Origin of the sequence: Aeromonas sp. 97A (genome assembly GCF_051919185.1) — a bacterium.
GTDB lineage: Bacteria > Pseudomonadota > Gammaproteobacteria > Enterobacterales > Aeromonadaceae > Aeromonas > Aeromonas veronii.
On record NZ_JBQBFF010000001.1, the window covers coordinates 141,541 to 157,413 of the forward strand.

General features: G+C 61.2%; 12 protein-coding genes. 2 read left to right on the plus strand and 10 right to left on the minus strand.

Annotation, left to right across the window (positions count from 1 at the left end):
* Positions 1-349 precede the first annotated feature (349 nt).
* Complete coding sequence (gene topA, locus ACTG27_RS00705; RefSeq protein ID WP_439978912.1) at positions 350-3,064, plus strand: type I DNA topoisomerase; 2,715 nt, start codon at positions 350-352, stop codon at positions 3,062-3,064.
* 14 nt (positions 3,065-3,078) lie between these two features.
* Positions 3,079-3,243, plus strand: coding sequence for a hypothetical protein (locus ACTG27_RS00710; RefSeq protein WP_005334891.1), 165 nt, complete (start codon positions 3,079-3,081; stop codon positions 3,241-3,243).
* 16 nt (positions 3,244-3,259) lie between these two features.
* Here ACTG27_RS00710 and ACTG27_RS00715 read toward each other — a convergent pair whose 3' ends face one another.
* The 10 genes from ACTG27_RS00715 to ACTG27_RS00760 form a co-directional block, all read right to left on the minus strand.
* A complete protein-coding gene (locus ACTG27_RS00715; RefSeq protein WP_335848996.1) occupies positions 3,260-3,616 on the minus strand; it encodes an MGMT family protein in 357 nt (118 codons plus the stop codon).
* Between the two features lie 66 nt (positions 3,617-3,682).
* The gene (locus tag ACTG27_RS00720; protein WP_439978914.1) at positions 3,683-5,236 is read right to left on the minus strand and encodes a methyl-accepting chemotaxis protein; all 1,554 of its coding nucleotides are present in this window, start codon (positions 5,234-5,236) and stop codon (positions 3,683-3,685) included.
* A 212-nt stretch (positions 5,237-5,448) separates the two neighbouring features.
* Positions 5,449-7,314, minus strand: coding sequence for a beta-N-acetylhexosaminidase (locus ACTG27_RS00725; protein WP_439978915.1), 1,866 nt, complete (start codon positions 7,312-7,314; stop codon positions 5,449-5,451).
* Positions 7,299-8,171 (minus strand): BadF/BadG/BcrA/BcrD ATPase family protein, encoded by an 873-nt coding sequence (locus tag ACTG27_RS00730; RefSeq protein WP_439978916.1) that lies wholly within the window; start codon positions 8,169-8,171, stop codon positions 7,299-7,301. The genes ACTG27_RS00725 and ACTG27_RS00730 overlap by 16 nt, the downstream gene beginning before the upstream one ends.
* Positions 8,164-9,897: a glycoside hydrolase family 9 protein gene (locus tag ACTG27_RS00735; RefSeq protein WP_439978917.1), complete on the minus strand. Its 1,734-nt coding sequence runs from the start codon at positions 9,895-9,897 to the stop codon at positions 8,164-8,166. The genes ACTG27_RS00730 and ACTG27_RS00735 overlap by 8 nt, the downstream gene beginning before the upstream one ends.
* Before the next feature lie 114 nt (positions 9,898-10,011).
* On the minus strand, positions 10,012-11,004 hold the full coding sequence (locus ACTG27_RS00740) for an ABC transporter ATP-binding protein (protein ID WP_005353824.1): 993 nt from the start codon (positions 11,002-11,004) through the stop codon (positions 10,012-10,014).
* Positions 11,005-11,015: 11 nt separating this feature from the next.
* Positions 11,016-12,035, minus strand: coding sequence for an ABC transporter ATP-binding protein (locus ACTG27_RS00745; protein WP_005334876.1), 1,020 nt, complete (start codon positions 12,033-12,035; stop codon positions 11,016-11,018).
* Positions 12,032-12,952, minus strand: coding sequence for an ABC transporter permease (locus ACTG27_RS00750; RefSeq protein ID WP_005347708.1), 921 nt, complete (start codon positions 12,950-12,952; stop codon positions 12,032-12,034). Before ACTG27_RS00750 ends, ACTG27_RS00745 begins: the two co-directional genes overlap by 4 nt.
* 1 nt (position 12,953) lies before the next feature.
* Positions 12,954-13,937 (minus strand): ABC transporter permease, encoded by a 984-nt coding sequence (locus ACTG27_RS00755; protein ID WP_005353818.1) that lies wholly within the window; start codon positions 13,935-13,937, stop codon positions 12,954-12,956.
* Between the two features lie 118 nt (positions 13,938-14,055).
* Complete coding sequence (locus ACTG27_RS00760) at positions 14,056-15,741, minus strand: ABC transporter substrate-binding protein (protein ID WP_005353816.1); 1,686 nt, start codon at positions 15,739-15,741, stop codon at positions 14,056-14,058.
* Between the last annotated feature and the right edge of the window lie 132 nt (positions 15,742-15,873).

Genomic DNA, 15,873 nt, shown 5'->3' on the forward strand with positions numbered 1-15,873 from the left:
CATCCTTTCGATTTTTATGATGGGTAGCGGTTCCTTCCGCGCACAATGCGTCGGGGTTGGGCCATTATAAAGAGATTTTATGTTTTTGTAACAAGCCGGTAACCAGCAGACGTTTTTATGTCGTTTCAGATATAAAAAGAGGGGCGGTATGGCAGAAAATTGAAAAAGCGGTTGCGTCCGGCCTGTTGCCTTCGCATTAATAAATAAAGAAGCAATAAAAGAAGCCGTGTGGTTCGGGCTGGTCAGGCAAATTTGCTCACAAGATTGCTTTTTCGCGCCAAATCTCTTATACAGCCCCACAAAACCGCACACCAACCCCGTCGGGTGCAATGAGGATAATAGTTACAGCATGGGCAAATCACTGGTCATAGTGGAGTCTCCGGCCAAGGCCAAGACGATCAACAAATATCTGGGCAAGGACTACGTGGTGAAATCCAGCGTTGGTCATGTTCGCGATCTGCCCACCAGCGGCAGCGCCAGCACCGAGCCCAAGAAACCTGTCATTCGCGGCATCAAGTTGAGCGAATCCGAGAAGGCTGCCAAGGATCGCAAGGCCCTGTTTGCCCGGATGGGTATCAATCCGACCGCTGGCTGGCAGGCTAACTACCAGATTTTGCCCGGCAAGGAGAAGGTGGTCAGCGAGTTGCAAAGTCTGGCCGAGAAAGCCGACACCATCTATCTCGCAACCGACTTGGATAGAGAAGGAGAGGCGATCGCCTGGCACCTGCGCGAGATCATCGGTGGCGACGACAGCCGCTACAAGCGCGTGGTGTTCAACGAGATCACCAAGAGCGCCATCAAGGAGGCGTTCGCCCAGCCGTCCGAACTCAATATTGACCGCGTCAATGCCCAGCAGGCCCGTCGTTTCCTCGACCGCGTGGTGGGTTACATGGTCTCCCCGCTGCTGTGGAAAAAGCTGGCCCGCGGTCTCTCCGCCGGTCGGGTACAGTCCGTTGCGGTGCGTCTTATCGTCGATAAAGAGCGCGAAATCAAGGCGTTCGTTCCGGTCGAGTTCTGGGATCTCAATGCCGACCTGCTGACCGCCGACAAGAGCGATCTGCGGATGGAAGTGGTCAGCCGCAATGGTGCCGACTTCAAGCCGGTGACCCAGGCCGAGACCTTTGCCGCTGTCGCAGCCCTGGAAGGGGTCGACTACAAGGTGGTGAACCGGGAAGACAAGCCGACCGGCTCCAAACCGTCCGCGCCGTTTATCACCTCCACCCTGCAGCAGGCGGCCTCTACCCGTCTGAGCTTCGGGGTCAAGAAGACCATGATGATGGCCCAGCGTCTCTATGAAGCGGGTTACATCACCTATATGCGTACCGACTCCACCAACCTCAGCAAAGAGGCGGTTGAGGCGGTGCGTGAATATATCGGCGAGCAGTATGGCGCTGCCTATCTGCCAGCCGAGCCGAATTTGTATGGCGCCAAGGCCAATGCCCAGGAAGCGCACGAGGCGATCCGTCCCTCCAACGTACAGGTGACTGCCGAGATGCTGGAAGGGATGGAGCCGGATGCCATGCGTCTGTACGATCTCATCTGGCGTCAGTTCGTTGCTTGCCAGATGACCCCGGCTCAGTACGACTCTTCTACCCTGACCGTCAAGGCGGGTGAGTTCGAGCTCAAGGCCCGTGGCCGTACGCTGCGCTTCGCCGGTTGGACCAAGGCGCTGCCGCCGATGGGTCGCAAGGGCGAAGATAGCCAGCTGCCGGCGGTGACCGTGGGCGAGGTGCTGAAACTGGTCAAGCTGGATCCGCGCCAGCACTTCACCAAGCCGCCGGCCCGTTTCACTGAAGCGGCGCTGGTGCGCGAGCTGGAAAAACGCGGCATCGGCCGTCCGTCAACCTACGCCTCCATCATCTCCACCATCGTCGATCGCGGTTATGTGCGGGTCGAGAGCCGCCGTTTCTTTGCCGAGAAGATGGGCGAGATTGTCACCGATCGTCTGGTGGAGAACTTCGTTGAGCTGATGAACTACGAGTTCACCGCCAAGATGGAAGACAAGCTCGATGGCATCGCCGAAGGGAGCCTTGAGTGGAAGAAGGTGCTGGACGCCTTCTACGCCGAGTTTACCCAGGAGCTGGAGAAGGCTGACAAGGCGCCCGAAGAGGGCGGCATGCGTGCCAACCAGATGGTGATGACCGACATCGACTGCCCGGATTGCGGCCGCAAGATGGGTATTCGTACCGCCACCACCGGCGTGTTCCTCGGCTGTTCCGGCTATGCCTTGCCGCCGAAAGAGCGCTGCAAGAAGACCATCAACCTGGTCTCTGCCGACGAGTTTGTCTCCGCCACTGACGGCGAAGAGGCGGAAACCGAAGCGCTGCGCGCCAAGCACCGCTGCGGTGTCTGTGGTACAGCGATGGATGCCTACATCATCGATGACAGCCGCAAGCTGCACGTCTGTGGCCGCAACCCGGACTGTGATGGCTACGAAATCGAGAAGGGCCAGTTCAAGCTCAAGGGCTACGAAGGGCCGAGCATCGAGTGCGACCGTTGCGGAGCCGAGATGCAGCTCAAGAACGGCCGTTTCGGCAAGTACATGGGCTGCACCAACGAGACCTGCAAGAACACCCGCAAGATCCTGAAAAACGGCGACATCGCGCCGCCGAAGGAGGATCCGGTGCCGCTGCCGGAGCTCAAGTGTACCCAGTCCGATGCCCACTTCGTGCTGCGCGACGGGGCTGCCGGTCTGTTCCTGGCGGCCAGCAACTTCCCCAAATCCCGCGAGACCCGCGCGCCGCTGGTGGAAGAGCTCAAGCGCTTCAAGGATCGCATCTCCGCCAAGCACAAGTATCTGGCCGGTGCCCCGCTCACCGATCCGGACGGCAACCCCGCCATCGTACGTTTCAGTCGCAAGACCAAGGAGCAGTACGTGATGAGCGAGGTCAACGGCAAGGCGACCGGTTGGACCGCTCACTACGACAACGGTACCTGGCAAGAGAGTTTGCCAAAGGCTAAAAAAGCCGATGAAAAGAGGCCCCGACAAGGGGCCTCTTTGCTTATGGATAGCGGTATACTGAGACAGCTGCAAGGAGTGCAGCTGTCGTCAATCGCGAAGTAGACAAGGAGGTTGAGATGGAGATTAACGAGATCCGGCCAGGCATGAGCTGCATGACCCGGGAAGGGGCGGCCTATGTGCTGGAGGTTGACCGGCAGAGTCTGCTGGTGCTGCTGCAGCGCGCGGACGAGACCATACCGGTGCAGGTGCGCAGCGACGAGATCCTGGCGCCGCTGGAGTGATCCGGCGGTGATCCCCTCAAAACGGCAGTAGAAAAAGCAGCTCGGCCAGATCGGGCTGCCATTGCCACTCCTTCATTCTGACCCGCCCACCGATCACCACGACCCCCTCCTGCTGCAGGCGTCCCGTCTGTTCGGCAAAGCCTTGCGACCCTTTCGGTAACGAGATGGTGCCCGCTGCGCCCAGCACCCGATGCCACGGCAGTACCTTGTCGGTTTCCCGCAGCACCTTGCCTACCAGTCTTGCCCGTCCGGGCAGCCCCGCCAGATCGGCCACCTGACCGTAACTGACCACCCGGCCTGCCGGGATCAGGGCGATGATCGCTTCGATACGGGCAGTTTTGTTCAATGGGACAGGACTTGATTCAATGCTCATAAACCCGATTCGTCAAAAACAACAGAAGCGCCATTGTGGCGCTTCTGTCATGAGGCTGGCAATGATTCAGCCGAAGGTCTGGCTAAGCCCCTTCAGTTGCTTGGCCCGTTCCAGCAGAGCCTGACTTGAGTGATCGACATCCAGCATCTTCTGACTGTTGGCGTGGGAGTACTCGGAGATCTGGTGGATGCTGCGGCTGATCTCCTCCACGACCGCTTGTTGCTGCTCTGCAGCGGTGGCGATCTGGGTGGAGTGTTCGGTGACCAGCTCTATCTCTGCCAGCACGGTATGGAGGCTGCTGGCGCCCTGGCGGGTCATCTCGGCACATGCGCGGGTCTGCTGCAGGTTCTCCTGCATCATCCCCTTCCAACGTCCCAGCGTGTGCTGGATCTGCTTGATGCTGACCTGGATCTGCTCGGTCGCCTTGTGGGTGCGGGTCGATAGAGTTCGCACCTCGTCTGCGACCACCGCAAAACCACGGCCCTGCTCTCCGGCGCGAGCCGCTTCGATGGCGGCGTTGAGGGCCAGCAGGTTAGTCTGCTCGGCGATGCCCTGGATCTCGCCCATGACACTGCCAATCCGTTCGGATTCGCTGGCGAGCTCCACTGCCGAGTTGAACGCCAGCTCAGCCTGTTTGGCGAGCTGTTCGATCTGTTGCTCGGTCTGGTTCAACTGCTGGTTGGTTTGTTCACAACGATTGCGAGCTTCGTTGACCTGACCGTTGGAGTCCTGAATGTTGCGGGCGATCTCGTGAGCTGTGTTGGCCATCTGAGTCATAGCTGTAGCCATCTGCTGGGTCTGGGCATCTTGCTCGTTGATATCGAGACAGGCCTGATGAGAGGCCTGCTTCAGATTGATGGCCAGGGTTTGCAGAGGTGCCGTGGCATCGTTGATCCGCCCCAAAACGGTTCGGATGCGGGCCTGCAGCATCTTGATATGAAAATCGGCAATGGCGCCGGGGTTGTCACCGGAGTAGACCAGCCGGGTCAGACTGTCATATTCACGGCCCAGTTGCTGCAGATAGTGGGGCAGGGCAAAGAGCTCGCGCCAGTAGGCTCCGCCAATAAGCAACAGGGGCAGCAGCATCATCAGGACGGTCATGGCCCCTTGGCTGGCGAAGGTCCAGCCCATCAGGCCGAGCAGCAGCAGGGTAATGGCCGGGGTGCGTACTTTGGCAAGAGAGGGAAGGTTGCTGCTGTTGCCGCGCTCGGCCTTGAGCAGGGCTTGGTAGGTCTGAGCGGCGATGCGCTTGAATTGGGGCTCGGGCTTGCAGCGTACCGACTGGTAGCCGCTGATCCTGTTGCCTTCGTAGATGGGGGTGACGTAGGCATCTACCCAGTAGTAACGACCATCCTTGCAGCGATTTTTGACGATGCCGCGCCAGGGTTTGCCCTCCTTGAGGCGGGCCCAGAGATCTGCGAAGGCGGCCTTGGGCATGTCAGGGTGGCGTACCAGATTGTGGTTGTGTCCCACCAGTTCATCGACCGGGTAGCCTGCGATGTCGCAGAAGGCCGGGTTGGCGTAGGTGATCACCCCGCGCAGATCAGTGGTGGAGACCAGTTGTACGTCGGCAGGAAACTCCACTTCGCTATCCAGGGTATGGACATCTCTGCGGGCCATAGGAATACGCTCCGATGTTCTTGTTGATAATGTTGTCGTTGTTATTGTGGCAGATCTGGAGGTGGCCGCAGGCTCGCGCCAGCAGGAGGCAGACCAGCTTCATTGGGGGCTGGATTTTGCCAATAATGGCGGATGAATGGTAGGGGGAAGTTGATGTTTTGTTGGTTAATCGTAAAAAAGGCGGCCAATTGGCCGCCAAAGTAGAGACAACATTACCTCTGTGGCATCCGGTAGCGCACCTGCAACTGATCGAGGATCTGCAGCTGACCCGGCAGGCGGGCGGCGAAGTGCTCCCAGCCCTTGTGGGCGGGATCGCTCCAGGCCACCTCGGCCGTGGCCAGCATACGCGGGAACAACATGTAGTCGAGACGATCACGGCTGGTGATCAATTCTGACCACAAGGGGCTCAGCACCCCGAGGATGTTATCGTTGGCATGGAAATCGGCTGGGGCAGGATCGCAAGCATAAACCTGCTCCAGATTGAGGGTCCCCGCCCAGTAGAGGCCGGGTTCATGAATATCGGCGCTCCAGGCCAGATCCAGATAGAGGAACTGGGCGGGCGCCATCACCACCGGATAACCGGCTGCGGCAGCGTCCAGCCCCGCCTGAAAGCTGGTCCAGGCACAGATGGCCGCTTTGCGGCTCACCTTGTCGCCATGCAGGATCTCCTCCCAGCCGATCATCTGTTTGCCTCTGGCGGCCAGATAGCGCTGACAGTGCCGCAGTAGATGGCCCTGCAGCTCGCGGCAGTCGGAGTAGCCCTGCTCGGTCATCAGCTGCTGGCAGGCGGGGCTGTCGGTCCAGACCCCGGTCGGCACCTCGTCACCCCCCATGTGGATCTGCGGGCCGGGGAAGAGCTCGTATACCTCGTCCAGCACCGTCTCCAGGAAGCGGTAGGTGCCGGGCAGGGCAGGATTGAGCACGTTGTCATCGAAATGCTGGACCGAGCGGTAGCGAGAGTGATCCGCCGTTTCGATCAGCAGCTCGGGCAGCGCCTTGATGGCGGCGTGACAGTGGCCTGGGATGTCGATCTCGGGAATGACGGTGATGCCGAGCTCACCGGCATAGCTCACCAGCTCCTTCACCTCGCTCTGGGTGTAGTAGCCGCCATAGGGCTCGGCGCCGCCACTGAGCTGGGGACCGATCGCCAGATCGTGGCCGCGCCAGGCACCCACGTCGGTCAGCTCCGGAAAGGCTTTTATCTCGAGTCGCCACCCCTCGTCATCGGTCAGGTGCCAGTGGAAGCGGTTGAACTTGTAGAGGCTCATCAGCTTGAGCAGGCGCTTGATGGTGGCCGGAGTGTGGAAGTGGCGGGCGCAGTCGAGAAAAATGCCGCGAAAGCCAAAGCGCGGGGCATCCTCCAGCGTGATGCAGGGCAGGCTCTCCCCATGTTGCAGATACCACTGAGCCAGCGTGACCAGCCCATGACGCCAGCCCGCTTCGTCGGCGGCGGCAATCACCACCTCCTGCGGCGTGATGGTAAGTTGATAGGCTTCGGGGGCCAGTTTGTCCTCGGTCAGCCGGATTTCGGCGTCGTGATCCTGCTCCAGCGCCAGCGACGTCAGCTCGTTGAAGTGGGCCAGCAATTTCGGCACATCGCGGGGGGCGCTGACATGAGCCCGCTCGGCCAGCCGGAAGTTCCCCTCCAGCAGCACCAGATGGGCCGGTTGCGGCACTATGCCGGGCAGGGACTCGACATCCGGCAGGTCGGGGCGGGTTACCGGCGGGTTTTCCAGTCCAAGATCCTGAGCGGCCAGTGTCACCGGCAGCAGCTGGGCACCTGTGGTCGCCTCCGGCAAGCTGAGGAAAAAGCCCTGCGGCATGTCGGAGAGCTTCTTGATGGGGGTCTGGCGGCAGCAAAAGCGCAGCTCGCAGCTGCCAGCTTTCGGGACAATCACCTTGTAGCTGCCGCTCTGGCGCTCCAGCTCGCCCCCTTGCAAGGAGTCGGGGTCGATATGGCGAGCCAGACAGAAGTGCAGCTTCCACTTGGTATCAGGCATGCGGGAGAGGGTGAAAGTGAACCAGACATCCTCGCCGTCACGTCGGGCGACCTGGGTGTGGATCAGGGGTGTAGACATGGAAAATCCTCTGATTGGGCAAACAGGATGGCGCCATCGAGCGCATCTGCCTGGGGGGGGATCAGGTTGAGCTGGCCGAGACGGGGAGCGAGGCGGGTGCCAATCCCCCCCAGCAGGGCGATCTGTCTGGCACCGAGCTGGGTCATCCCCTCCAGCAGGATCTGCAGCTGCTCGCAGGTTTCGTCCAGCAGCTGATTGGCGAGCTCGTCGCCATCGCTGGCTGCATCAAATACCCAGGGGGCAAAGTGGCCATAGTCCGCCGGAATGGCGCGGGCGGCCCAGCGTACCACCTCGGCCTGATCCCGCTTGAAGCGATCCATCAAGCGGATGGCGAGGGTGCTGGGGGGCAGAATGCCGTCGTGGCAGAGCAGGGATTGCTGGATGGCGCGCAGCCCCAGCCAGGCGCCGCTGCCTATGTCTGAAATGGGGAAGCCGCGGCCGGAACAGGTGCGGATCTGCCCCTCCTGATAGACCAGCCCCACCGAGCCGGTACCGGCGATCAGAATGGCCCCCTCACGGCCGCCAAAGGCGCCGAGGCAGGCACCGAAGGCATCAGAGGTGAGCCTGACGCTGGCAAAGGGGAAGGGCATCTCGAGCAGGGCGTGATAGCAGTCGGCCAGCTCGGCAGAGGCGAGCGCCAGTCCGACCCCCATCTGCTGTTCACTCTCGATGTCGAGCCCGGCGGCAAGGCGGGCGCTGGCGATGGCGGCCAGCACATTGGCGTGGGCATGGGGGATGCCCAGCTCCAGATTGGAGCCAGCCGCGCGCCCCTCTCCGAGCAGCTTGCCAGCCCGATCCCTAATGCGGGCGCGGGTGTGGGTGCCCCCGCCATCGACGCCTACCCAGAACTCAATCATGGAGACCTCCCTGCTCATGTCTATCACTCAGGGCGCTCTGCCAGCTGATAGCCAGGGCAAACCAGGCTGCGTGGGGGATCCACTGCTCGCCCCAGCGCCAGTTCTGATCCAGCCGATCCTTGTACTCCTCCGGAATAAAGGCCACGTCGTTTTCGTCATCAAACCCTGAGGTGATGCCGTTGCAGATCCCCCCCTGCGCATTGGGATAACCGGCGGTATAGGCGGGGTTATTGATGCCGTGGCCGGCCAGCATGCAGGCATTGAAGGGGTTTTGCCCGAGGATCCAGTCGAGTTGGCGTTGGCCATAAGTGAGCAGCGGCTGGCTCTGGCGGGGGAAGTGGCGGGCGCCAGCAAAGGCCATGGCAGCCAGCGAGGCCAGGCGGGCATTCTCCCCCTGCCACCAGTAACCGGATTCGTTGTTGTGGGGCATAAAGAAGCTGACGCGCGGCGCTTCATCCACCCCTTTGACATATTGGCGGGCGAGGGAGAAGGGGTTGCCCGCGCGGGCGCAGAGCGCCAGCTCGGCGGCCAGCGCCTGCTCCACTACGGTTTGTACCCGGGCTTTGTGCCCCTGATCCGGCTCTACGCCCAGATATTCCAGCAGCGCCAGCACCGGCAGACCCGCCTCGGCGGCGTGGTAGTAGGGGCGCGAGCCATCCTCGTTAGCCGACCAGTAGTGACCCAGCTCCGAATGGGGGCGCTGGCGGGCGCAGAGCTTGCTGGCGCGGGCTCTCGCCTCATTCAGCCACTCGTTGCCGAAGGTGCGGGTCAGCTCCACCGCCGCCAGCAGGGCGCAGTAGTCGTCGATGATGTTCTCGACCCCGTCATCAAGGTAGGCAAGGTTGTGCTCACGCAGATGCAGGTAGCCGCGTTTGGCCACCTCGGCGTAGCGGCTGGCATCGAAGTCGCCGCTGACGCTCTCGCGGGCGGCGCGGGCCAGCGCGGCGATGGCCATGCCGCCCCCCTGGCGAAAACCCGCCTGCCAGTTGGCGGATTTGATCCCCTGCTGGGTGGCATAGGCGCACAGCTCGCGCTGGGCAGGGTCTTTGCTCCACTTGTCGAACAGTGTCATGTAGAAGAAGCCCGACTCATCCTGCATCCGGCAGAGGAAATCGGCGCCGTGCAGCGCCTCGTCATTGAGCCGTTTGCAGAGGTTCACCCCGTCGATATCGCGGCGCGGGGCCAGCAGTTCCCGGCACTTGAGCAGGGCCCACACCACCATGGGGGTCTGCTGGGGGTTGAGGTAGTTGGCGTAGGAGAGGTGGCTCAGGTACTTGCTCATGTCGCCGCTGGCATCGAACCAGCCGCCGTGGACATCTTTGTGCTGGTCGGTGCCAAACAGGCGGGCGTTGCGGTCGGCCCGATCGAAGGTGCCGCTGGCGCGCTGCCCCTTGAAGTAGTGAATGATATCGGAGAGGCAGTGGCTGGCCAGCAGATCCTGGCCGATGGCAAAGCGGGTCGAGCGGACTATGCCTTGGGCAGTGATCGCCTCCAGCCGATAGTGGCCGGGCTCCTTGAAGGCGGAGAAGTCGGCACGCCAGTAAGCGCGCCCTTGCCAGCCTGGGACGCTGCCAGCCGGTTGCAGCGGGGCTTCAAACAGGATCTGGCCATCATCGAGGCGTTGCAGCCTGACATAGCCGCCGAGATCAGGGGCGGGGGAGGTTTGCAACAGGGCGACCTTGTGTCCGTCGCACTCGTAGCCCACCTGATTGATCAAGAGTTCCATCAAGGTATTACTCCTGTGGTTCACCGCCGGGCGGTGAGGCACATCACGGGGCTGTGGCCGCCCCGTATCGAGGCATGGCCGGACAGGGTTGTCCGGCCGGTATCGGGTTCACCTTCACTCGTAGAGGTAGCAGCGCACGAAGTGGTTGTCGGCAAGCTTGGTGATGGGGGGCAGTGCCTCCTTGCAGCGGGGCATCGCCTGATTGCAGCGCCCGGCAAAGGGGCAACCGCAGGACTCCGGCGTCCAGAGCGGGATCTCCCCCTTGCGGCCACCCTCCAGTTCGGCATGGATGCTCTTCTCTGGGTCGGGCACCGCCGAGATAAGCAGCTGGGTGTAGGGGTGCTGCGGGTGGTGCAGGATCTCGTCCACCTCGCCCCACTCCACCATGTGACCCACATACATGACCGCCAGATCTTCCGCCACATAGCGGGCGGTGGCGATGTCGTGGGTGATGTAGAGCATGGAGACGCCGAGCTCATTCTTCATCTGCTCCATCAGGTTGAGGATGCCGATGCGAATGGAGACGTCGAGCATGGAGGTGGGCTCGTCCGCCAGCACCACTTCCGCCTCCACCGCCAGATTGCGGGCGATGTTGACCCGCTGGCGCTGGCCGCCGGAGAGCTGGTGCGGATACTTGGCCGCCGTTGCCTTGGCGGGGGTCAGGCCGACCTTCTCCAGCAGGGCGTAGACCATGTCTGGCAGCTCTTTCTTGTCGATCACCTTGCTGTGCAGCAGCAGGGGGCGGGCGATGTGGTGATAGATGGTGTGGGTCGGGTTGAGCGAACCGAACGGATCTTGCCACACCATCTGCACGCTCTGGCGATAGTCCAGCAGGGCGGTGCCCTTGTTGAACTCCTCCAGATCGTGGCCGCGATAGAGAATGCGCCCGGCACTGAGCTTGTACATCTTGGCGATGATCTTGGCGATGGTGCTCTTGCCGGAGCCCGACTCCCCGACCACCGCCAGGGCGCGGCCCCGGTGCAGGTTGAAGGTGATGTCGGAGAGCGCCCGCATCTTGCCACTCTTGATGGCATTGGAGTTGATGGGGAAGTCCTTGTAGAGGTGCTGGACTTCGATGATGGGTGCATCGGTTTTGGCGATTTGCATGACAGACATCCTTAACAGCCAGCGGCCTTGTCCAGATAGATCACGGAATCTTGTTGCAGTCCCTGCTCCTCATAGAGGTGGCAGGCGGTCTGTTGCCCGGGGCGGATCTCGGCCAATCTGGTGTACTCCTGACGGCAGCGATCGTGCACCTTGCCGCAGCGGGCCTGAAAGCGGCAGCCGACCGGCACCTCCAGCAGGTTGAGCGGGGTGCCCGGGATCCCCTCCAGCACCTTCTTCGGCCCGTGCAGGGGCGGGAAGGAGTTGCCGAGCCCTCTGGTATAGGGGTGTAGCGGCGCGGTCAGGATCGCCTTGGAAGGAGCCACCTCCACCAGCTCACCGGCATACATGATGCCGATGCGATCGCAGAACTCCACCATCAGGGAGAGGTCGTGGGTGATGAACAGAATGGAGAAGTTGAACTTCTCTTTCAGGGCATAGACCTTCTGCAGGATCTCCCGCTGCACCACCACATCGAGCGCCGTGGTCGGTTCATCCATGATCAGGAGCTCGGGGTTGAGCGCCATGGCGATGGCGATCACCAGCCGCTGGCGCATGCCGCCGGAAAACTGGTGCGGGTAGTCCTTGAGCCGGCTCGGGTGGATATCGACGATAGTGAGCAGCTCCTGGGCGCGCTTGATCGCCTCGTAACGGGTCATGCCGGGGTTGTGGGCCAGCAGCACGTCGCAGAACTGCTCCTCCATCCGCAGCACTGGGTTCAGGGCGTTCATGGCGGACTGGAACACCACCGACACCTGTTGCCAGCGATAGGAGCGCAGCCGCTCGTCGTTGTAATGGAGGATGTTCTCTCCCTTGAACAGGATCTCGCCACCGCTGATGTAGGCGGGCGGCTTGTGCAGCCGGGCCACCGAGAAGGCGACGGTGGACTTGCCGCAGCCCGACTCTCCGGCGAGACCGAAGATCTCGCCCTGTCTGATATCGAAGCTCACCGAGTTGACGGCGCGCACGTCGCCATTTTCGGTGATGTAGTCGACGCAAAGATTGCGTACTGACAGCAGGGGATGCTTGTTCATGCTGTCTTCTCCTGTGCTGTGGCAACCGGAGTGGTGACCGGCGCCGCGAGTTTCTTCCAGCGGCTCAACCCTTTGTGGGAGCGCAGCTGCGGGTTGGCAATCTCGTCGATGGCGAAGTTGAGCAGAGCCAGACCGGCACCCAGGGTGGCGATGGCGAAGCAGGGGGCCAGGATCTCCCACCAGGCGCCGACCAGAATGGCGCTGGAAGTCTGGGCGTTGTAGAGCATGATGCCCCAGCTCACCACGGTCGGGTCGCCAAGCCCCAGAAACTCCAGGGTCGCTTCGGTGACGATGGCGTAGATGATGGAACCGATGAAGCTCACCCCGATGATGGAGATGAGGTTGGGCAGGATCTCCACCAGAATGATGCGCCAGGCCGGCTCGCCCAGCACTTCGGCGGCGATGACGAACTCCTTCTCGCGCAGGGCCAGGGTCTGGGCACGGATGACCCGCGCGCCATAGGCCCATGAGGTCAACCCTATTATCACGGCAATCACCGCCGGTGACGCCTCCCCGATAAAGCTCGCCAGCACCAGTAGCAAGGGGAGGTTGGGGATCACCAGCACCACGTTCATCAGGAAGGTGAGGCACTCATCCACCAGACCCCCGAAGTAACCGGCAGTGATGCCGATGGCGACGGCCAGGGTGCAGACCAGCAGACCGGCGCTGAAGCCCACCAGCAGCGAGATACGGGCACCGTTGGTGAACTGGGCCCAGATATCGTGGCCCATGCGGGTGGATCCCATCACGAACTCGGCACTGGGCGGCTGGTGGGGACGAGCCACCCGTTTGGTCGGCTCGTTGCTGGCCAGAATGGGGGCAAAGAGGGCCATCAGTACGAAGGCAACCACGATGGCGAGGCCACAGGCAGCCTTCTTGTTGCCCAGCAAGATTTTGAGAATGGTCGGCATACGCATCTTATTTGCCTCCTGTACGCAGACGGGGATCCAGGAAGACGTAGAGCACGTCGGCCAGGAAGTTGAAGCTGAGCATGGTGATGGTCATGATGAGCAGCTGCCCCTGAATGAGCGGGTAGTCGCGGGCCAGAATGCCCTGATAGAGGGTCAGGCCCAGGCCGGGATAGTTGAAGATCACTTCGGTGATGAGGGAGCCACCGATGACGAAGCCGAGTGCCATGGATAGGGCGGTGACGCTGGGCAGAATGGCGTTGCGGGCGCCGTAGTTGAAGATCACCCGGTTGCTGGAGAGCCCCTTGGCCTTGGCCATGGTGATGTAATCCTCGCCCAGCAGGTTGATCATGTTGTTGCGCATGGTGATGAGAAAGCCCCCCACCTGCACCACGGCCAGGGTCAGCACCGGCATGATGGCGTGGGTCATGATGCTCTTGATGTGCTCCCAGCCCCAGTCAGCCTTGATCTCCGGGCTGTAGGCGTAGCCGATGGGCAGCCACTCGAGGCTGACCCCGAACAGGAACAGGGCGAGCAGGGAGACCACCACAGGCGGAATAGCCTGCATCACCAGGGTGAGCGGGGAGAGAATGCTGTCCATCCGGCCGCCGCGATACCAGGCGGCGAAGATGCCGACGATGGAACCGATGGAGAAGCTAAGGATGGTGGAGGTGCCGACCAGAAACAGGGTCCAGCCGATGGCACGGCCCAGCACGTCAGAGACCTGCTGCGGGTAGAAGCGCACCGAGGTGCCGAGATCCCAGGTGAAGACACTCTTCACATAGGTGAGAAACTGGGTGCCGATGGGGCCGTCGACAAAGCCGAAGGTGGCTTTGAGGGCTTCCAGGGCGGCGGGTTCCATCATGGCGCCAGCGCGGGCAAACATCACGGAGACAGGATCCCCTGGCATGGCACGGGGTAACAGGAAGTTGATGGTGGCGGCTACCAGAAAGGCAACCAGATAGAAGGAAAAGCGTCTCAGTATGAATCCCATGATAGTACCTTTTACTGCAAGTCTGCCCCGCGTCGGGTATAGCTACCCCAACCCCGGCGGTGCCGGGCAAGAAGGGGATTAACGGGGAAGATGGCCCCCCGCAGGGGGCCGGGATTGTTTAGCTGTTTGGCTTGAGGGACAACACGTGCAGCAGACGCTCAGGGGTGTCCGGGTGGAGCTGAGGTTTGGCTACCGGGTTATCAGCACTGAACCAGCCGTTGAAGCGCTTGGTGCTGTACTCGTACCAGGTCGGGTTGTTGAAGACCGGAATGATGGTCTGGTTGGCGCCAACACGATCCTGGATGGCGAACATGATCTCCTTCTGCTTGGCCGCATCGGCGGTCTGGGTGAAGTCATCGATCAGCTTGTCGAGCTCGGGGTCCTTGTAACGGGGCGCGGCGAAGCGGTTGCCACGGTCACCCATGTTGCGGGAGTGGAACGCGGTCTCGAAGTACTTGTGCGGGTTGGCACCGGCAAAGTAACCCTGCAGGGCGACATCGAAGTCACCGGTGATCAGGTTCTCGGTCCAGACGGTCGCTTCCGGGGTGGCGGTCTTGGCGTTCAGGCCCAGCGCCTGCAGCCCTTCTACACCGATCTGAACTGTGTTGACCCAGTCGGTCCAGCCGTTCGGTACCAGTACCTTGAACTCGATCTTTTTGCAGCTCGGGGTGTCGAGGAACTTGTCGCCGTCACAATCCTTGTAGCCTGCCTCTTTCAGCAGGGCCTTGGCCCCTTCCAGATCGAACTTGTTGTATTTGCCGTACTTCTTGTCCACTTCCGGGTTGTTCCAGGAGTCAAAGGCTTTGCCCAGACCTGACGGGTACTCGTTGACGGTGGGGTAGCCGTAGCCCGCGATATCCACCATGGACTGGCGGTCCATCGCCATGGAGAAGGCGCGGCGGAAGTTGATGTCGTTGAAGGCTTCGTTATTGCCCGGGTTCTTGGTCTGGAAGTTGACGTTGAACGCCACGGTACCGGAGGCCGGGAACCAGTATTTGTTGTTCTTCGGATCGTTGCCGACGTAGAGGCGCTCGATATCCGGTACGAAGGAGCCGAACCAGTCGATGTCACCCTTCATGACAGCCGCCAGCACCTGGTCGTTGGTGGCCATCTGCGGCATGCGGATACAGTCGATGGCGAGGTTGGCGTTATCCCAGTAGTGCGGGTTGCGGCACTGGGTATAGAGCTGGGCGGAGAAGTTGTCCACTTCGGTGAAGGGGCCAGTACCAACCGGCTTGTCGTTGGTGAAGGCAACCGGATCTTTCACCGATTTCCACTGATGCTCCGGCACGATAGGTACCAGCACCAGATCGTTCACCACGTTGGTGTTGACCTCGGTCAGGTCGAATTTGACCTTGTTGGGGGCCAGCTTCTCGACGCTCTTGATCTGGGTCCAGATTGAGCGCTCATCCAGCGCCTTGTTGGCCTTGACCAGATTGAAGGAGAAGATGATGTCATCGGCATCAAAGGCTTCGCCGTCAGACCACTTCACGCCGTCACGCAGATCGAAGGTGACGGATTTCAGGTCATCGCTGAACGCATAGTTGGTGGCCAGACGATAGACGGGTTTGCCACCCTGCATATCGTTGAAGATCACCAGCGGTTCATAGATGAAGTGACGGGTGGTGTGCAGCAAGCCCGCTTGCAGGAAGGGGTTGAAGTTCTTGACCCAAGCGGTTTCCTGCTGTGCGACCATGGTCAGCACGGTTTTGTTTTCTGCGGCCATGGCGTTACCGGCGGCACCGGCAAGCATCATGGTTCCCAGCATTACAGCGGTAGAGATTTTGGATACTTTGGCAAGCATATTTTTTCCTTTCTTATTTTTTGGCATTCCCGAGGGTTCGCCTTGTTTTGTGTGAGCACCGGTTTCGCATGCTGATGAAATCGGCCCTCTGTGTTGGTCAGGTGTCTAACCTTTGTCGTTCTGTTTTCCAAC